This window comes from Argonema galeatum A003/A1, from assembly GCF_023333595.1.
In the GTDB taxonomy this organism is placed as follows: domain Bacteria; phylum Cyanobacteriota; class Cyanobacteriia; order Cyanobacteriales; family Aerosakkonemataceae; genus Argonema; species Argonema galeatum.
Window position 1 is genome coordinate 89522 of sequence record NZ_JAIQZM010000014.1, and the last position, 19968, is coordinate 109489.

Consider the following 19968-nt stretch of genomic DNA (forward strand, 5'->3'; position numbering starts at 1 on the left):
TATGGTTGCCTCTGCTGAATTTGCTCTCAAAAAACCGGGAGTTTATGAGTCAAAAAAGATACTGCTAACCAGTCCTATTTTACATATTGGTTCAGCCGTATCTAAATTGAATCCGTTTGAATACGTGCAGACAGATAAAAAAGTTTATCTACCCAACCAGGAAGCATTGGCGAAAGCTTTACGGCAGCGGGGAGGGCGCTTTTTAGATGACTATATTTTGGCGATCGAAGAACATCAAGACATCAGGAGATTACTGGAACAAGCATTTGGATCGGAGTGGTGGAAGGCGACGGATGCAGAGGGCGATCCCATTTTTCCCAAGAGAGGAATTAGCCAAAAATGGACAGAGGAGAAAATTACAGATTTGCGCCCGATGATTCGTAATGGAATGGGACAATTGTATATACCTGGGTCGTCGATTAAAGGGGCAATTCGGACTGCGATCGCTTATTATCTTCTCAAACATGAAGCTGATTATCTAGTACCAAAATCGGTGAGAGTTAGCGAGATAGAGTTGAAATTGCGGGAAAAACTAAAGCAAGGGGATATAGCTAACAGTCACAAGAAGAAATTTCTAGACGATAAATTGTTTATGGATGATTTATTTGCTGACTTTTCCCTCACCTATCAAGGTAAGGAAATTCCCTCTAAGTTTAAAATTAGCCCTAATACCGATTTTATGCGAGCGATTAAAGTTACAGACTCCAAACCTTTGTTAGAAGACAAAATTATCAACAAACGCGGTAAGGAAGTTGCTCTAAATGTGCCTGTTCTGGCAGAAGTAATTGTATCTAGTAGATTTTCCAATTATTCAGCCAAATATCGGGCTTCTATTTATGCTGAGATGGTGCGTAACGTGCAAACTGAATTTACCCTTAGCTTGGATACAGAGATGCTGTCTTGGTTTCATCACCGACAAGGCATGAAAATTCCTTTTCAAACTATTGATGATATCATAAAAATATGTCAAGAATTTGCCCAAGAACAATGGGATGCAGAACATGATTATTGGCAGAGTATCAAAAACAATCAAAATGCTCAAGGCAAAAATTTAGATTTTACCGATATTCGTGCTATCTACGAAGCAGAAAAATGTCCCTTTAGCTTAAGAATGGGATGGGGTAGCGGGATGAATGGCACTACCATTGATTTGCTGCTGGAAGAAGAGTTGAAAGCGGAAATTCGCGATGCTGCTGGTATTGCTGCTCCGAATTTTGAAGCGCCAAAATCGAGGCGAACTGTTGTGGGATCGAGTGGCGAGATTAAATACGTGCCGGGATGGGTAAAATTTAAGTGATGCTAATTCGTTCTACCTGGACTTTAAGCTTATCCGAGACAACAATTTTACCCCCCGCTTATAATTTGGAACTGGTGAAGCGGTTGCATGAACAGCTAAGGCTAGAAATAGGAAGCGAGGCGATTCCCTCTATTTCCTATTCAGGAATTCTGGGTTACTATTCCACTTCCAGAGACTTTTTGACTTTCCAGCCAGATGAGTTTTATCGATTATCTTTGTGTGGATTGCAGGAAGTTGCGGGTCAAGCGATCGCATCCCTCAATCTCTCTCCATCTCTGGAATTTCTCGGTGCCAAATTTGATGTCGTAAATCGTGAAGATGAAATCACTAGCTATGAGGAATTATACACAAATTTAGTGGCGAATGAACCAGAACCAGTCAGGCGTTTCGAGTTGCAATTCAAAACGCCAACAACCTTCGCTCAAAATCGCGTTCATTTGCCACTTCCTGTACCAAGTTTGATGTTTCGGAGTTGGTTGGAACGATGGAATAATTTTGCGCCTGTTTATTTGGGAAGCGATGAATTGATAGTGTATTTGAATGGTGCGATCGCACTTAGCCATCATAAGATTCACACTACTACTTTTGCAATTCAAAAGGGATATGTCAGCGGATTTATCGGCAAAGTAACGCTGAGAGTTTTGCCCCATACCGATCCATTATTGGCGAACGTGGCTAATTTGCTAGTACAATATTCTCAGTTTGCTGGTACTGGCGCGAAAACGCGATTGGGAATGGGGCAAACAGATGTTAAGTTGGAAAATTAAGGAGAAAAAATTATGAAAAGTACACTCATTTGCACTGTTGGTACAAGTCTTTTTAAGCCAAATCTGTTTAATCTTCCATCCGCTGAAAAAGATTACGAAAATTGGCTATCTAAACAACCAGAAGACGATCGGCAATATTTGTCATACGAATTCATCAAGAGCCTAAAAGCAGCTTCAGATAAACTAAAAGCAGCTTTAGATAAAAAGGACTGCGAGGCAGCTTTAGATGAAAAGGACTTTGAGCATTTAGCAGAACTCTTGGGTAGAGTTCCAGGGACAACAAGACTATGTGGTGCTGAGATTAACTCCATAACTGACTTAATTCAGCGTGAGTATTGTACAAAAAACTGTACTCTTTTCTTTTGCCACTCAGCAACACCGGACGGTCAGCATATTGCTGAGATTCTTCGACGTTACTACAAGCAGAAAGGACACCACACCGAGCCGCAGGAAATTGAGCATCTTCAGGACGCACAGCCTAAACTTTTTCGTACCAAAGGACTCCGTAATCTTGCCAAAAAGATGAGCCGGATTATTTACGACAAAAAAGCGCAATTTTGTGCTATTAACGCGACTGGTGGATATAAAGCGCAGATTGCCATCGGGGTGCTGATGGGTCAAGCACTAGAGGTTCCGGTTTACTACAAGCACGAGCTATTCAGTGAAATTATTGCTTTCCCACCCATGCCAATCAGTCTTGATTTCCGCCTATGGTTAGAGAAAAGTGAATTGCTTACTGCTCTTGAGCGTTGGGAGAAAATCAAGGGAATGGTTGCAAGGCAAGATTTAGAGCAAATGGTGGCATGGCAAGATGTAGACGAAGAATGGGATGAACGAATGGAAGCTTTAGTTGAGCGAGTAGACATTGATGGGAAGGTGTACCTCGAAATTTCACCCACTGGTCAAATTTTCCATGAGACTTTCAAGGGTAGATTCGAGTCGGTTCGTAGCCGAGTATTGCCTTCTCCTGTGCTAGAAAATGAGAAAAGAACACCTCGATTATCCAATCACGGCTGGGGAAATGCCCGGAAGCCTATTCTTGATTTTCTCCAGAAAATCGTCGATGAATGTCCCTATGTCCGCACTTGCTACGGAGATTACTGGAATCCAACATTGCCGTCCCCAGTGCTGTTTCGGTTGAGGGGAGAGGAAATAGAAGGCATATTCAGCAATGGTACATGGACAGTCAAATTCATTGTTGAGACATCAGCAAACACACCAGAACAGCGTGCGGCTTGCGTAGCTGACATGAATCGGCTTACTGAAAATTAGCGTTACGTTGTGATTAGTCTCTACTGTTGGCTTTGAAGAAACAGAAAGAGGCGATTGCTAGAAAGTTCGATCGACAAGTTGAAAGTCTCAAGCTCTCTAACTGTTCCAGCATTCAAGCAGTATAAATCCATTCATGAGGTAAATATGTCTTTCAGCAGTTACAAAAGTATCGGTGCAGTTGTCAAAGAATTCCAGATTACCTACACCGAATTTGATTTTATTGTCGAAACCGAGTTTAGTATTTCTGATTACTTCCGAGAAGACTTACAAACCGTGATGCGGGACGGTGTAGTTGATAACTCGGAATTTGCCATCTGTGAAAATTTGATTTATCCCCTTCTGAAAGAAGTTTGGAAGTGCTATCGTAGCAAGTTCATCTTGTGGAGTCATCAGTCACTAACTTACGATCAGAATCTTTCCGGTTTTCCTGAGTATATCTTGGCTAAACGATCGCCTTTGGGAAAAGTGGTATTTGACAAACCTTATTTACTTTTGGTTGAGGCAAAACAAGATAAATTTGATGAGGGATGGGGACAGTGTTTAGCAGAAATGGTGGCCGCGCAACAACTTAATGAGGAAGGAGATATAATTGTATTTGGCATTGTCTCGAATGGAGGAATATGGCAATTTGGCAAACTGGAAGCAAATGTCTTTACTAGAAATAGTATCTTCTACACGATCCAGGATCTGGATAAACTCTTTGCTGCTGTTAACTACATTTTCCAACAGTGCGAATTACAGGTAGGCGAACTCGTGGCTGCTTAATCTTTCTGGTTTCCATAATTCTATCGATCGAGATGAGAATAAACTATGACCGTAACTAAAGTCAAACAACTACTAACCTTTGAGCAATTTCTTGAGCTAGAGGTTGATGAAGAAGGTCGTTATGAACTTGTTGATGGAGAAATTGTGAGAAAATTAGCTACAAGACAACATGACAATACAGCAGATTTTCTTGTCAGAAAGTTTGATAGAGAGGTTGAAAATCTCAATCTTAATTACAGAGTTTCAGGTAGAATTATGGTGAGGACACTCACGCCAGATGGTAGAGAACAAGGTCGATTTCCTGATGTGAGTGTAGTAGACAAAGCGCTCTGGGACTCGAACCTTTCTGCTTATACTGCTTTTGTTGAACCTCTACAGTTAGCTGTGGAGGTCATATCTACTAATTGGGAGGATGACTATATCGATAAGCTGGATGAGTATCAACGGTTAGGAATTGCGGAATACTGGATTGTAGATTATTTGGCTTTAGGTAGTCGGAATTATTTGGGCAATCCCAAAGTACCAACAATTTTTGTCTACTTACTGGATGAAAATGGGGTTTATCAATGTACTCCATATCGAGGTAATGACAGAATTGCATCGCGGACTTTTCCAGAACTTGCGCTGACAGCAGAGCAAGTGTTTGCAGCATAGATATTGACAACATATAATATATAAAATCCCAAATCCAAAATCCTTGCATCGGATGACCCGACAACCGCACGACCAATTCGCCAAGCAGTATCTAGAAGAACTACTCGCACCGCTTGGCGAAGTAGAAATCAGCCGCGAAATAGCTGGGGAAGTCCGCCAAGTCGATATCTCCTTTGCACCGAATCCAACAGCCGATCGCGAAATACTGGGATTACTAGGTAAAATGGTATCTACTCCCTGTCTGCTGGAACCATTTCGCAATCAACCCAGCAAAACCGAGATTCGCAGCTGTATGGTGAAACTATTTTCCCTCCACAGCGAGTTACAGCGCAAAGCTAGGCGCGAAGACGAGGAACTTCCCGAAGCAGAATTACCCCGCTTGTGGATTTTGGCAACTTCCGCTTCCGCCGCCTTACTCGATAGCTTTGGCGCTAGACTAGAGTCAAACAATTGGCCTATTGGTGTTTACTTTTTAGCCGATTCCCTGAAGACAGCGGTAGTGGCGATAAACCAATTACCCCTTACCGAACAGACACTCTGGCTGAGAATTTTGGGAAAAGGGACTACTCAGCAGCAAGCCATTAATGAAATAATGGCACTCCCTGAAGGAAACCTATTACGCAGCAACGTTTTAGAACTGATTTCTACCTGGCGTATTAACGTAGAAGCAAAGGAAAATTTAACTGAAGATGAGAGGGAATTGGTTATGAATTTCACACGAGCTTATCTACAATGGCGGGAAGAGACTTTACTAGAAGGACTACAGCAAGGACTACAGCAAGGACTACAGCAAGGACTACAGCAAGGACTACAGCAAGGACTACAGCAAGGACGTATAGAAGAAAGGCGTCTTTTGATAGAAAACTCGATCGCAGCTAAATTTGGCGCTTTGGATGAGGAACTGTCCCAGGTAATTGAGCCTTGGCTAAAGTTACCTTCAGAAGAATATTCCCGCTTGCTGCTACAATTGTCCAACTTATCTCGCGAAGATTTGTTGGCTAGATTTGGAATCGGATGAGAAAGGAAACTCTGAGAATGCAGGCGGTGCAATCGCCAATTATCCCGGTGGTGGCGGAACTAATTCGCCACCATCCGGGGACGATTTCTTTGGGACAAGGGGTAGTTTATTATGGGCCGCCGTCGTCAGCAATGGATCGGATTTCCCAATTTCTAGCCAATCCCCAAAATCACAAATACCAAGCGGTAGAGGGAATCCCAGCATTACAAGAAGCAATTAAGAACAAACTTTTACTCGAAAATAATATCGAAATTGATGATAGTCGCTGCATTGTGGTGACTGCTGGTGGAAATATGGCGTTTATGAATGCGATTCTGGCTATTACCACACCAGGGAATGAAGTTATTCTGCAAACGCCATATTATTTTAATCACGAAATGGCGATCGCAATGGCAAGTTGCCAAGCAGTACTTGTACCTACGGATGAGAATTATCAGATAATTCCAGATCTGATCGAAAAAGCCATCACCGAGAAAACGCGAGCCATCGTCACCATTTCACCCAACAACCCGACTGGCGCAGTCTATCCAAAAGAAGCATTGCAAAAAGTAACCGAAATTTGTCGCCAGCACGGTATCTACCATATTAGTGATGAAGCTTACGAATATTTTACCTACAATGGCGTACAGCACTTCTCGCCAGGAGCAAATGCACAAAGTTCTGAGTACACCATTTTGCTTTATTCTCTTTCCAAAGCTTACGGTTTTGCTAGCTGGCGCATTGGCTACATGGTAATCCCCGAACATCTGCTCCTTTCGGTTAAGAAAATTCAGGATACAATTCTGATTTGTCCGCCAGTTATCTCCCAGTATGCGGCTTTGGGAGCGTTGCAGGCAGGTGTAGGATATTGTAAAGAAAAGTTGAGCGCGATCGCAGTAGTGCGAGAAAAGTGCTTAAAAGAACTCGATCGCATCCAAGACTTATGTACTATTCCTAAAGCCGATGGCGCTTTCTATTTTCTACTCAAAGTCCGCACTCAGCTAGGCGCGATGGAGTTGGTAGAGCGGCTGATCCGCGAACATGGGGTAGCCGTAATTCCAGGGACTACCTTTGGTATGGAAGATGGGTGTTACCTGCGCGTTGCCTACGGTGCCTTACAAGAGGAGACGGCTGTAGAAGGCATTGGGCGACTGGTGCGGGGTTTGCAAACGATTTTGGCCGCACCTTGAGGCCACACTCCTTTCCCGCTTTCAAGAATATCTATAAGGCCGCAGAGGGGCAGAGGGGCAGAGGGGCAGAGGGGAAAAAGAATGATAGATAATCTTCTGGCCCAAGGGAGTAACTATCAGGATTCTACAGGAAGTCGGTAAGTGTGACTCCGCTCACACCGCTGAGTTGGGTTTAGTCACGAGGACTTAATAGCTCAGCTCACGCGATCGCCTTTTAATTATCACTGTTTGCTACAGAGTTTAGTCACCACTAACTACAGTATTTTCACTCAATATTAAACATACCGATTTAAAACCCTAAGACGATGATGCTAGTGAGCGAACCTGAAACGCAACCATCCAACTCATCTGATAACGAAATTCAGCAAATCCCTGCACAATATAAAGGCTGGCGGCTCAGTACTAAGCTGATCAACGGAAAGCTTTGGTTGCGTTGGCAACATCCACAAGAAAACTTTGCCCGGTTCGGCTGTCCCATAAATCAAGACGATATAGCCTCAACAATTAATCATGGACGATTTCTCATCGATTTAGCTATCAAGCTTGAGGAAGAAACGGCTAAACAACGACTAAAAAATCAATAATACCTCTCTCTAAGGCTTTGATTTTTGGCGGTTACAACAGAGTTTTCCTATTTTTGCAAAACGCAGAACAGTGCTAGTGGAAGTTGCTCCAACGTACCGTGATATACAGTTTCTTGAACATCGCAGACGTTGAATTTGCTGCTAAAAATTTCTTTTATTTCTTCTTGTGTAAATCGATAAGGCCCTGCCTCGCGTGTTTCCTTATGACTAAAGCATTTAAGGAAAAGGTAGCCATTAGGCTTAATCAATCTATCTACAACGAGAACGTAATCTTGTCTTTGCTCTGGAGGCAAGACATGAAAACAGCCGCGATCGAATATAATATCAAAATTTTCCTCAAGCTTACTGTTGAGAATATCATCCTGTTTCCAGATAATATCCAAACCCTTTTCTTTGGCTTTATCTTCGGCTTTGCTCACAGCTGCGGCTGAAAGATCGGTGCCGGTAACTTTAAAGCCGAGTAGTGCCAATGCCATAGCCTGCGTACCTGGCCCAGTGCCGATATCCAGTGCGGTTCCTGACTGTAAGTTTAGTTTGGTTAAGGCCCGATCGAGGTCTGGATCGATCTCCGGGTTAAACCAAGGCATGGTTTCTACTTCCTTTTCTTGGTACAACTGTTCCCAGTTAGGAAATTCGCGTTCTGTATTCATTAAATCCTCTACTTTTTGAACACCATTATATGCTGCTGAGGCAAAATATTTTTCGTTTCAACCCAGACAAGACCAACCGCTGACATTTCTTTGCGGACTTGGTTTTGTGTCATTTTATGTAGCGGTTTTATCATCACAAATGGATTCTCACCCCGGTATTCAACGAGAACTACCCGTCCACCCGGTTTGAGCGCCGTCACTATTCCTTCCATCACTTCTTTAGGATAGCTGAATTCGTGATAAGCATCTACCATTAAGGCTAGGTCAATACTTTCCTGGGGGAGTTTGGGGTCGGTAACGGTTGCCAAAATAGGTTCGACATTAGTAACACTGTTCTCTTTATTCAAAAAGTTAATAATGTCAAGCATCTGGGGTTGAATATCTACAGCCAAAACCTTCCCTTCTGGCACTAAAGGACTAATCCGAAAACTGAAATAACCTGTACCTGCTCCAATATCGGCTACAATATCGGTTGGTTTCAAGTCGAGGGATTCTACCACAAGGTTTGGTTGTTCTTCTTTCTCGCGACTCGATCGCTCCAGCCACATCGCTCCCTGGTGTCCCATAACTTGGGCTATCTCTCTGCCCATGTAAACTTTACCAATGCCGTCTGGGCTGTGTATGGCCCGATCTTGATAAACAGCTGACACCACTTCCACGGTCTGACAGGCACTGAGAATCAGCCCGCAGAGGATGATAAAGATAATGGCTGTTACTCGGCCAAAAAAGTTAGGATGATTTTTTGTACCCATTGTTACTCAAATGATTAATGCAGCACGACACTGATATCGCAATCACTAATGACTAAAAAACTTTTATGAATGACTTGGATAAATATTACAAAATACTTGAACTGGAGCCGGGAGCAACTCTTGAAGAGGTTAACCAGGCTTACAAAGATTTGGCATTTATTTGGCATCCTGACCGCATTCCTAAAGATAATATCCGATTACAACAGAAAGCGCAAGATAAACTCAAAGAAATCAATGAAGCTCGCGATCGCTTGCGCTCTTTTCAACCAAAACCTCTAACTACAGCTAAACAAAAGCAACCTCAATCCCCGCATCAATCTCACTCACAATCCCCGCATCAATCTCACTCACAATCCCCGCATCAATCTCACTCACAATCTCCGCATCAATCTCACTCACAATCTCCGCATCAATCTCACTCGCAATCCCCACATCAATCTCACTCACAATCTCCGCATCAATCTCACTCTCAATCCCAGAAACAAAATGCAGATTTGAGTGGAAAAGACATGAGTCAGGCAGACTTAAGCGAAAAAGATTTATCTGGAAGAAACCTGAGCCGCGCTAACCTAACTGGTGCCAATCTCAAAGATGCCTTTCTGCACAAAACTAATCTTAATGGAGCCAACTTATTTAAAGCCGATTTGTTTAGAGCTAATCTGCTGCAAGCCGATCTTCGAGAAGCCAATTTACGCGAAGCTAATTTAATTGGAGCCGATTTGAGTGGAGCCGATTTGAGGGGAGCCGATTTGAGAGGAGCCAAAGTCGGGTCTAGCGGACGCATTTTTGTGAAACTGGTGGGAGCAAACTTAGCTGGGACAATTATGCCTGATGGCACAATTCATGATTAATATTTTCAGGAGTTAGGCAAAAACCAATGTTTTGCCCCCTAGCCCCCAAATCTGGGGGAACAGGACTTTTCTCCCCCCAGATTTGGAGGGCTAGAGGGGAGAAAAGCGTAAGTCCTAATTTTGATTAAAATTTCGTAACAATAGCATAAAATAAAAAGAAGCGACATTTTCATATCTGCTATGCACCTGACCTGGTTAGACAGCAATTCCTGGTTGATTGAAATCGGCGGGAAACGAATTCTCCTCGATCCTTGGCTGGTTGGTTCGTTAGTTTTCGGTAACATCGACTGGCTTTTCAAAGGCTCTAAGGGTACTGAACGCCCAATACCAGAGAATATTGACCTGATTCTGCTATCACAGGGTTTGGAAGATCACGCGCACCCACCGACGCTTAAACAGATCGATCGCACAATTCCCGTTGTCGGTTCTCCTAATGCTGGTAAAGTAGCGCGGGAGTTAGGTTACACCCAGGTAACGGCACTCGCTCACGGGGAGACATTCGCGTTGAATAAAAGCGTCCAAATCAAGGCAATTCCCGGCTCTCCCATTGGCCCCACATTGATTGAAAATGGTTATCTTCTCAAAGAGTTAGAAACTAGCTTAACTCTCTATTACGAACCGCACGGATATCATTCCCCTTTGCTGAAAGAAGCGGCACCTGTCGATGTGGTAATTACTCCGATCATTGACCTGGCGCTGCCTTTGCTTGGGCCGATTATCAAGGGTACTAAAAGTGCTTTAGAGGTGGCAAAATTGCTACAACCCCAAGTGTTGTTGCCCACAGCTGCTGGGGGAGATGTGACCTTTGAGGGATTGCTCATGTCTTTGCTTCGAGTTGTGGGAAGTGCAGATGAATTGCGGTCTAGGTTGGCTGAAAATAATCTCGCGACACGGCTGATCGAACCAAAACCTGGGGAGCGTTTTGAACTGCAATTAGAGCCGCGGGCATTAGCTTTGTAAAGTAACGTTTGTGTTCTTTTATATAGGATTTAAAAATGCGCTGTACGATTTCGAGTCGCGCTGGTCAAGTTTTGGCTAGAGGTAGTTTGGCAATTCAAAAAGATGAAGAGGGGGAACTACAACTGGTTTTCCGAACCGATGCGGGAAACGTAATCTCAGGAGGCCCGATCGCTTCTGATGGAGACTTAACTTCAGGCAGTGAAGTTCTATTTCGGCAGTTCTTTGAAACTTGGGGAATGAGCGATTTGACGCTTACTGCTAAAACTAAAACATAAGGATTTGTCATCAGTCATAGAGAAACCCGGTGAGAGCAGAAGTTGCCGGGTTTCTGGGGTAACTTAATAAAAAGCCCGGTAGAACCACCGGGCTTTACTGTATATCAGGAGGAACGCGGACAAACTTTTTAAGACTAAATCATAACTGGATATGGATAGCAATAGACTTATTGATAATTTGATCGGGAGAAGCTGCCTTTGGCTTGCATTTAGCTTATCTCTTTATATTGAGCTATTATTGTAAAATAATGTGTGATAAAAGTACTAAAGAATGTTGATAATAATCATCTAAATATGTGATGAGGTAATTAATTTATTGTGACTTGGTAGTTTTTAACTATGTGATACCCGTTTGCTACATTTTGTGATTAGCGTCACACCCAATCTTCGATACTTTCCGGGGTCAGAGATTGACATTTTTCATTTCGGGTCGTTTATGGTTGGATAGGATGCCGTAGGCGTAGCGTCTCGACTGAGGGCCCGATCGCATAAATTTAGCAGGACTTACGCAAAAATCAAGGTTTAGCCTCCCCGACCCCCAAATCTGGAGCCCCAAGAGTCCTGTTCCCCCCAGATTTGGGGGGCTAGGGGGGAGAAAAGCGTAAGTTCTATTTAGTATATTAGTAGCATCTAACCATTAAAAGTGTTTTTCGATCGGGTTATGAAAATTTATCGCTCTGTTGTGTGGGTCAACATTTTATCTTTTCTGTTTGTTATTGCTCTAGTTATATATGCCAATTTTTTTGGCTCATCAGTAGGAGGATTGTTCCTACCTCCGTTTACTTTCTCTGAGCCAGATATAGGTTCTTTAACTCGGACATTCCAGGTATTGTGTTCTGTACCAGTAATAGTTTGTGCTTTTACTTTTAGATTGCTCAAAACGATTGAACCACGCGCTAAAAACAATATGTTTATCCTTTGTTCTGCGCTTTTAACAGGAGGTTTTCTCATCAACGAAATCTTTCGGATTCACATTTATCTCATCACATTTGCCGGTATTCCCAAGCTAGTTACTAGCTTAGTATACGGACTTGTTGCTGCCGGATACGGATTCGCATTCAGACGGGCAATAAAATCAACGCCCTACTTTCTGGTACTAACTGGCATAAGTTTATTATTCATTGGAATTGTAGTTGATTCGCTCAAATTGCACGGTGATGGAATTCCTGGTTTGCTTGAGGGTGTACCCAAGTTGTTCAGTGAGATTAATATCGCACTTTATTTTTGGTATGTCTGCTATAGAGAAATATTGCGATCTAGAACACCGATGCAGTAATCGTAGGGGCGAAGCATTCGCCCCTACAAGCTAAAAAGGCACCAAAAAGTATTAGTGATACCAAATCCGGGTTAGCTACCCCCTTTTTAACCCTCACTCTCTCATAGTGGGGCTACACAAACTCTCGTCCGCTACGCGGACTAAAGAATAAGAAGAAGCCCGCCTGCGCGGGCTTTGTTTGTATAGCCGCGAATGAGAGTCGTCGGGTAAAAAAGAGGTCTTGCGGATTTGGTATAAATTGGTTTTCTAGGCATGGTTGGGTTTCACTATCTCTCAACCAAAACTACAATTACCTTTACTTATACTCTTCATCACTGAACAATTTGACGTATCTGTTCCGATTCTGATAAGATTTTTTCAACCCCTCCTTCAGCAATGCCTTTGACGTAGTTAATTTTGATTTCTTCTAACATATCTACGAGTAAGGATTGAATTTCCGTTTGGTGTTGCTTTTTCTTTAGTTCCAACTCTAACGCTTTTTGAAAGTTGCCTACCAAACGCTCGGCTAATTCAACCACAACAGGATCTTCTATTGTTGCTGTCAGTGTTTTGTAAGCTGTAACAGACAAATCTTTGGCTAAATTATTGGTAAGCTGCGTTCTTAAATTACTCAAACCTGGTAGATTATGAAGTTGTTGGTAAACAGGAGATTGGTTGAAGGTACTTTCAATAATGTAACCCACTAAAGCTTCTATGTCTGGTTGGATTTGAGGGAGAACGTCATAGATACTTAATTTGAGAACACGAGATGCGATGGCTTGCAATTCGTTGGTATTATTGATATCAACGTAAGGGCGATTTTCTGGATGAAACAACCACCGCGTCACGTCACCCCGTTGAATTGACTCTTGCATTTGGCTAATCATCCGAACTCCCACGACTTCAGTAAGTTCTTCAGCGAAATTAGCAACGAAATCATGGTTAATTTGTTGTCGTATAGGTTCGAGATTGATTAAGTCAGCTTGGTGGAGGCGAATTGTGACGGAAATGATTCGCAACCAGCGCCAGAAAGGTAGTAGTAAAAAAACGTCATACCAACGCCGCAGCATTGCTGAGAACCAGTTTAATTGAGGATTGATGCGAGTGATAAAGAAAGTACGGACTAGGAAATCTAAGCCAAATAGGAGAACAAAAGGTAGATCGATCAGCCAAAATTTATCAACAAATTTGCCATTCATTCCTATATGGCGATAGTAGTTACTTTGCATCAGGGGTCGAGTATGGTTGTTAAAAAATTTGACTTCTTTTTGCCAACCAGCTTGGGAGAGATAAGCTTGACTCCAAAATTGACCAAATGCTTCGCGGGCAGATTCTTTGCCTATGCGATCGCGCATTTTATTTTTAATCTTCTCTAAATAGCCGCTTTTATTTGCTAACGCAAATGGATTGTCCGCAATCATTTGGTTACTGAGGCTTCGCAACTCGGAAAGTAAGCTTTCTACCTCAGACGACTCTAAACCAGTCTGCATTACCTGTTTTTCAAGTTTGTTTACCGAATTGAGATATCTTTGGGTTTCTCGATGAGGCTCAATTCCCTTCACTGGGTCGTACAATTGAGTTATACTTGGGATAAATTGCAAGTATAAGTCGCGCCAAGGTATATAACTCAGGTCAAAAAATACTAAACCTAAATTTACAGAGGCAATGATGGCAATTAAGCGGGACAGCCAAAGGTAACGACGGACTGTAACTTTTTTGATGCCTAAATTTGATGTCATAACTAACTTTTTAGGGCGCTATAGATGTCCGATTTGAGACGACGTTTACCGTCAGGCTGCCGTCAAGTGGAAGAAGAATAATCAACGGCAGACGATATTTATTTTTCCGTTATTCCAATTCAATTAGCATTTCCATAGTGCTTAGTCGAAAGCCGCAGGATGAAAACAACCCCCTTGCCGCCTCGTTAGGGGTAGCTGTATCCAGTCGAATTTGTTTGACTTCCATTTTGCTAAAAAGTTCTACAGCCTGTATTACTATCTGCCGTGCAATTCCTGCATGGCGATATTCTGGTTCCACCCAAATGTCGTGGATAAAAGCAAATTCTTTGAGGCGATAGATGGGTATTTCACGCTCTACTGTTGCTATCAAAAATGCAATTAATATTGGTAGCGGTTTTGGCGCGGTTGCTTCAATACTGTTCGGATAAGACAAACCTAAGCCCTCCAACCCCCATTCCCTTGAAGATAATGGGGGAGAGGTTAACCGAACAGTATTGTCAGTTCCTTCAGTTTGAGCTACTAGGAATACGCTGCGATCGTCTGTTGCTAACTTGGTCAACCAGCGATCGTAACGTAACTCTGGGTTTGGTAAAAATCCATACTTAGCAGAATCCCAAGATTCGTGTAAAGCACAAATCTTGGCTACCATTGGCAGGACTGCGGGCACATCGGCTGGTGTCGCCGGACGGATTATCATAATGAGTGGGAGACGAGGGGACGCAAAGAGCAAGCTAACTAGAGTGCCTTAATAAAGCACCCTACTACTTACACCCTATCCGAAAAGTCCGCAAGGTAGACAACTAAATATCTAGATTCATCTGCGTTCATCTGCGGTCAAAAAATCTTTCAAACCTACTTTTCGGCTAGGCACTCAAGTTAACCGTCGAAAGTAAATTTTCTCAGAACTACGCGCTCACGGCGAAAGTCTTGATTCTAGCCCCTAGCTATAACGCCCACCCTACTTGCGATCGGCCCATAGAAAATCCCAGTAGCAGTCCGCTTTGCAAAACAAAAAACCCCTGTCATCAGGGGTTTCATCAGAGTGCATCTACTTGATCTAAAGGTAATCGCCGCTGGGTATTGAGCGGTTCACACAACCGGGTGAAATTTAACTGATATTGTCGAATTGTCTGTTGTCATCGTTAGTCTAGTTTTTCACCGTTTGTGGGCAGCATCAGTCCTTTTGCTTCATTCATAAGACACCCTCTTTAAAACATCACTAGGGCGATCGTCTAGAACTCACGGATTTCGGTTCCAGACTGACAAAAGAACTGTTAGTCGCGATCGTGTCCTGACTTTTGGTTATCGCTTGGTCGTTCCGTAGCAGCAGCATTCTCTGGAGCTTCATCGGGTCTTGTTGGATCGCTACCTTGAGTGACAATATCGTGCGGGTCTAGTGTGGACTCAGCAGCAGCATTGATCGGCCCGTTAGCGTTGGTATTTGTTTTAGTTGAAGTGCCTTTATGACTGGCATGACCGCTAGGCATAAATATTTCCTCCGGTTAAGTAAGTGACATACCTCAGCTTAGTTGCATCAATAGTGTGAATACCCTATCTTGAGGCTTAAATTTAAACGCTACACCTCCACACAAAGGTATATACGTAGCCCCTCAAGATATAGATAGTATCAGTATTAATTGCCCTGCACCTTATCAAAACATACCTTTAACTGTTCGGCAAGCGCCTGAACATTCGGTTTTCTAAGCATAGTTAGGTGATTTCCACTCACTACATGAACTTCTACTCCTGACCCAGCTAGTTCGTTCCAGCCCATAGTTGGATCTTGACTGGCAACTATACTGCGATCGCTACTTCTCAAAAGAGTAATTCGATTTGGATATATTTGAGGTACGTAATTAACAGCTGCTTCACTGTTCGCTTGGAAAACTTTAAGTATCGATTTACTCGTTAGCTCTTTTAATATCCGTCGTCTAGATTCTTGAGGTATATTTTGGCTTTTTTGCCGATTGGGATATGCCACCAGATAAAAATAATCCATCAGAAAAGGCCATATATATCGCGTTGCTGTGGTGAGGAGAAACTTTAAACCATGCCAAAAGGAAACTTTATTGCTGGGGACTGGTGCTAAAGTATCAAGCACAGCAAGTAAAGCCACTTGCTGCCCAGATTTTTGCAGTTGTTGAGCCATTTCAAAAGCAACCAAACCTCCGAAAGACCAACCGCCTAAAAAATAAGGGCCGATCGGCTGAACTGTACGCAACTCATCAATATAGTAAGTTGCCATATCCTCAATGCCATTTAAGGGAGGATTTTCTCCGTCAATACCAAGCGGTTGTAGTCCGTAAAATGGTCGATCTTCCCCCAAATTATATGCCAATTCATAATAAGGAAAGACAACACCAAAGACGGGATGGACACAGAAAAAAGGTGGTTTTGAACCTTTAGGCTGAATCGGGACTAGCGGCGACCAAGGCAAAGAATTTGTTTGAGTAGCTAAAATGCTTGCTAAACCTTCAATTGTAGGATTCAAGAAAAGAGCAGACAGTGGTAACTCGCGATTAAACTGTTTTTCGATCGCATCCATAAGACGTATAGCCAGCAGTGAATCACCGCCTAAGTAGAAGAAGTTATCGTGAATCCCTACAAGCTCAAGGTTAAGAACTTCTGCCCAGATTTTTGCTATTGTTGACTCTATTGGAGTACGCGGAGCAACGTTTAATTGGAGATTTGAAGGAAACTTCAAATTTAATAGCGCGGGTAATGCACGGCGGTCTACTTTGCCATTAGGCGTTAGCGGTAAAGAATCTAACACTACAAAAACTGAAGGTATCGTGTATTCTGGCAATTTAGTTTTCAGAAAATTACGTAGTTCAACGATTGTAGGTGTTAGATTTTGCTCTGGGACAATATAAGCTACAAGGCGTTTGTTACCCGATGCTTCTTCTAAAGCGATGTCGCTTACCGCCACCGCTTCTCTTACTGCTGGATGCTGACTCAGCACCGCCTCAATTTCTCCCAATTCGATACGGAAACCCCGAATTTTTACCTGTTCATCAATACGACCTAAAAATTCAATATTGCCATCTTGTCGATAACGAGCTAAGTCACCCGTTTTGTAAAGTTTAGCTACTTCAAGAAACCCGGTTTCTCCGAGAAACCGGGTTTCTTGTGTTTCTTCAAGAAACCCGGTTTCTGATAGCGGAATAAATTGTTCAGCAGTTAAATGGGGACGGTTGAGGTAGCCTTTACCCACACCATCACCGCTGATGTACAATTCACCAGTTATTCCAATCGGTACAGGTTGTAAATTCTTATCTAATATATAAACTTGAGTGTTAAGAATTGGGCGACCGATAGGGGGTTTTTCACTGTCGTCCTTAATTTCTGCAATGGTAGCCCAAACCGTTACTTCTGTAGGCCCATAAGCGTTAAAAAATCTGCGATCGCAAGCCCAGTGTTTTACAATATCCTGAGAACAAGATTCGCCAGCACAAATAATAGTTTGCAGTGCGGGAAGTTCTTCTTTTGGTAAAACTGATAGCACAGCAGGCGGAAGGGTGATATGACTAATGGCATTGTCGCGCAATAGCTTTATTAAACTTTGTCCAGGCAAAAGAGATTCTTTCTTCGCTAAGTAAAGTGTTGCTCCTGTTCCTAATGCCATCACAATCTCAAATATCGAGGCATCAAAACTCAAGGATGCGAATTGCAGAATGCGACTACTTGGCTGTACGTTGAAAATATCAATCTGAGCTTCTGCCAAGTTAAACAATCCTTGATGTAGGAGCAAAACGCCTTTCGGTTTTCCCGTTGAACCAGATGTGTATATGGCATAAGCTAGATTTGCAGGTGTTAAATTGCTAATTGGGTTGAATTGGCTTTGTTGTGCAATAATATCCCAATCTTTGTCTAGGTAAACTATAGATAAACCATCTTGGATATCCCCCCAACCCCCCTTTTTGAGAGAATGAGTTAACAAGATGGATACTTGAGCATCTTCTAGCATGAAATTAAGGCGTTCTTGGGGATAGGTGGGGTCTAAAGGTAGGTATGCTCCACCCGCTTTAAGGATGCTCAACAATCCCACAATCATGTCTAAAGAACGCTCTAGGCAAATACCAACTAAAACGTCTGGAACTACACCCAATTGTTGCAGGTGGTGTGCGAGTTGGTTAGCTCGGATGTTCAGTTCGCGGTAGGTTAATTGCTGATTTTCAAATACTAGAGCGATCGCATCAGGACTCTCCTCTACCTGCGCTTCAAATAACTGATGAAAACACTGCTCAATTTTGGATTTTGGACTTGGGATTTTGGATTGATTATGGCTAAATTCTACTAATAGCTGATGCCGTTCTGCCTCGGCCAAAATTGGCAACTCAGAGACGCGATATTCTGGATTGGCGACAATGCTTTCTAGCAGCGTTTGAAAATGTCCCAGCATCCGCGTAATCGTGGTGTCATCAAATAAATCGGTACTGTACACTACTTGGACTTTAAGACTTTCCAAATCTGACCATAGATGGAACTCTAAATCTAACTTCGCCGTTCCAGTGTCAACCTCCAGCAAACTCAAAGTTAGTTCAGGCAAATATAACGCTTCTACTGGAGTATTTTGCAAACTAAAACTTACCTGGAATAGGGGATTGCGGCTCAAATCCCGCTCTGGATGCAGTACCTCGACTAGCTTTTCAAAGGGCAAGTCTTGGTGAGCATATGCTCCCATTGCTACCTCTTTCACCCGACTTAGCAATTCCCGAAAAGTTGGGTTTCCCGATAAATCTGTACGCAGCACTAAACTATTGACAAAAAATCCAATTAACGCTTCGATTTCGCTCAGGTTGCGGTTAGCGATCGGTGAACCTACTGCGATGTCTTCTTGTCCAGTATAACGGTAAAGTAAGGTTTGAAATGCTGCCAATAAAGTCATAAACAAAGTAACGTTTTCTTGCTGGTTTAATGACTCCAATGCCTTACTCAAAAACGGTGATATTGTGAGAAATTGTTTTGTTCCACGATAGGTTTGAATTGCTGGTCTTGGTCGATTTGTAGGTAGATTTAATATGGTAATTCCGTTTAAATGCTGCCGCCAATAAGCTAATTGGGTTTCTAATACTTCACCCTGTAACCATTGGCGCTGCCATTCCGCAAAGTCGGCGTACTGAAGCGGTAGTTCTGGCAGAGGAGAAAGCTGTTTTTTGACAAAAGCTGTGTAAAGAATTCCCAATTCTTTAATTAGCACGCCAATAGACCAACCATCGGCAACAATGTGATGTAAATTCAGCAGAAGAACATATTCTTTTTCACTTAGTTGTAACAGCGTTACTCGCAGCAATGGCCCTTCGGCCAAATTGAAAGGATGCTTAGCCTCGTGTATAGTTAGTCTTCGCGTTTCGGTTTCCTGTTCGGTGAGCGATCGGTTTTGTAGGTTTATGACAGGGAGGGGTATGGTTAAGGAGGGAGCTATTGCTTGAACTGGTTGGCCCTCTACCATTACAAACGTAGTGCGTAAGGTTTCGTGTCGTCGTACTATTTCGTTGAATGTCTGCTCTAAAGCTGTTAAGTTGAGGCAACCTTTCAGGCGAACTGCTGTTGAGACATTGTAGAATGGATTGCCCGGTGCTAAGCGATCGAAAAACCATAGCCGCTGCTGGGCAAAAGATGCAGGGAAGACAAAGACTTCTGCTTCTTGCTCAATATTTAGTTTTTTGTCATCAGCCTTGAGGCAGTTTTCGGCAATATTTTTGGTCATCTTTGGGTGCATTTTATTCTACGTAGTGATGACAACTGTGAAAGTCTGTTCCTTTCAATGGTTTTGCCCAGATAATCCTCAATGGCTGCATGGACATTTCTCGCTGGCACGATCGGTGTCAGGTCTATGATACATCAACTCACATCTTGCAGCATTTTCAATCTTGGCTACCGACAAAGAAGTATGGCATGATACACACCATTTGCTTGTTTGCAATGGGTAATTACTCATATAAACCTGAGACTTACAA

At 42.8% G+C, this 19968-nt stretch carries 18 protein-coding genes; 12 read left to right on the top strand and 6 right to left on the bottom strand.

The features are described 5' to 3' along the window. Position 1: 1 nt before the first annotated feature. The 8 genes from csm5 to LAY41_RS16410 all read left to right on the top strand — a co-directional run bounded on the left by csm5 (position 2) and on the right by LAY41_RS16410 (position 7526). Positions 2-1297, top strand: a complete 1296-nt coding sequence (gene csm5 / locus LAY41_RS16375; protein WP_249099939.1) for a type III-A CRISPR-associated RAMP protein Csm5 — start codon at positions 2-4, stop codon at positions 1295-1297. Then, positions 1297-2064 (top strand): CRISPR system precrRNA processing endoribonuclease RAMP protein Cas6, encoded by a 768-nt coding sequence (cas6, locus tag LAY41_RS16380; RefSeq protein ID WP_249099942.1) that lies wholly within the window; start codon positions 1297-1299, stop codon positions 2062-2064. The genes csm5 and cas6 overlap by 1 nt, the downstream gene beginning before the upstream one ends. 12 nt (positions 2065-2076) lie before the next feature. Beyond that, the gene (locus tag LAY41_RS16385) at positions 2077-3336 is read left to right on the top strand and encodes a putative CRISPR-associated protein (RefSeq protein ID WP_249099945.1); all 1260 of its coding nucleotides are present in this window, start codon (positions 2077-2079) and stop codon (positions 3334-3336) included. 144 nt (positions 3337-3480) lie between these two features. Continuing rightward, positions 3481-4101, top strand: a complete 621-nt coding sequence (locus LAY41_RS16390) for a hypothetical protein (RefSeq protein ID WP_249099948.1) — start codon at positions 3481-3483, stop codon at positions 4099-4101. 45 nt (positions 4102-4146) lie between these two features. Further along, positions 4147-4755, top strand: a complete 609-nt coding sequence (locus LAY41_RS16395) for a Uma2 family endonuclease (RefSeq protein WP_249099952.1) — start codon at positions 4147-4149, stop codon at positions 4753-4755. A gap of 52 nt (positions 4756-4807) precedes the next feature. After that, complete coding sequence (locus LAY41_RS16400; RefSeq protein WP_249099954.1) at positions 4808-5773, top strand: hypothetical protein; 966 nt, start codon at positions 4808-4810, stop codon at positions 5771-5773. Next, positions 5770-6942 carry a pyridoxal phosphate-dependent aminotransferase gene (locus tag LAY41_RS16405; RefSeq protein ID WP_249099957.1) on the top strand — a complete coding sequence of 391 codons (1173 nt, stop codon included), beginning with the start codon at positions 5770-5772 and terminating at the stop codon, positions 6940-6942. Before LAY41_RS16400 ends, LAY41_RS16405 begins: the two co-directional genes overlap by 4 nt. Positions 6943-7256: 314 nt before the next feature. Continuing rightward, positions 7257-7526, top strand: coding sequence for a hypothetical protein (locus LAY41_RS16410; RefSeq protein ID WP_249099959.1), 270 nt, complete (start codon positions 7257-7259; stop codon positions 7524-7526). A 47-nt stretch (positions 7527-7573) separates the two neighbouring features. Here LAY41_RS16410 and LAY41_RS16415 read toward each other — a convergent pair whose 3' ends face one another. Next, entirely contained in the window at positions 7574-8176 is a 603-nt protein-coding gene (locus LAY41_RS16415) for a class I SAM-dependent methyltransferase (protein WP_249099962.1), read from the bottom strand. A gap of 8 nt (positions 8177-8184) precedes the next feature. Next, entirely contained in the window at positions 8185-8928 is a 744-nt protein-coding gene (locus LAY41_RS16420; protein ID WP_249099964.1) for a class I SAM-dependent methyltransferase, read from the bottom strand. Positions 8929-8993: 65 nt separating this feature from the next. Here LAY41_RS16420 and LAY41_RS16425 point away from each other — a divergent pair, with 65 nt between their 5' ends. From LAY41_RS16425 to LAY41_RS16440, 4 genes are all read left to right on the top strand, one after another. Next, positions 8994-9779 carry a pentapeptide repeat-containing protein gene (locus tag LAY41_RS16425; protein WP_249099966.1) on the top strand — a complete coding sequence of 262 codons (786 nt, stop codon included), beginning with the start codon at positions 8994-8996 and terminating at the stop codon, positions 9777-9779. 180 nt (positions 9780-9959) lie between these two features. Then, positions 9960-10739, top strand: coding sequence for an MBL fold metallo-hydrolase (locus LAY41_RS16430; protein ID WP_249099969.1), 780 nt, complete (start codon positions 9960-9962; stop codon positions 10737-10739). A gap of 35 nt (positions 10740-10774) precedes the next feature. Beyond that, on the top strand, positions 10775-11014 hold the full coding sequence (locus tag LAY41_RS16435; RefSeq protein WP_249099973.1) for a hypothetical protein: 240 nt from the start codon (positions 10775-10777) through the stop codon (positions 11012-11014). Positions 11015-11675: 661 nt separating this feature from the next. Further along, positions 11676-12290 (top strand): hypothetical protein, encoded by a 615-nt coding sequence (locus LAY41_RS16440; RefSeq protein ID WP_249099976.1) that lies wholly within the window; start codon positions 11676-11678, stop codon positions 12288-12290. Positions 12291-12601: 311 nt separating this feature from the next. Here the strand turns inward: LAY41_RS16440 and LAY41_RS16445 are convergent, their stop codons facing one another. From LAY41_RS16445 to LAY41_RS16460, 4 genes are all read right to left on the bottom strand, one after another. Next, complete coding sequence (locus LAY41_RS16445) at positions 12602-14008, bottom strand: hypothetical protein (protein WP_249099979.1); 1407 nt, start codon at positions 14006-14008, stop codon at positions 12602-12604. 109 nt (positions 14009-14117) lie between these two features. Continuing rightward, entirely contained in the window at positions 14118-14705 is a 588-nt protein-coding gene (locus LAY41_RS16450) for a GNAT family N-acetyltransferase (RefSeq protein ID WP_249099981.1), read from the bottom strand. A gap of 577 nt (positions 14706-15282) precedes the next feature. Next, positions 15283-15495 (bottom strand): hypothetical protein, encoded by a 213-nt coding sequence (locus LAY41_RS16455; RefSeq protein ID WP_249099985.1) that lies wholly within the window; start codon positions 15493-15495, stop codon positions 15283-15285. A gap of 146 nt (positions 15496-15641) precedes the next feature. Then, positions 15642-19718: a non-ribosomal peptide synthetase gene (locus tag LAY41_RS16460; RefSeq protein WP_249099988.1), complete on the bottom strand. Its 4077-nt coding sequence runs from the start codon at positions 19716-19718 to the stop codon at positions 15642-15644. Positions 19719-19968 lie beyond the last annotated feature (250 nt).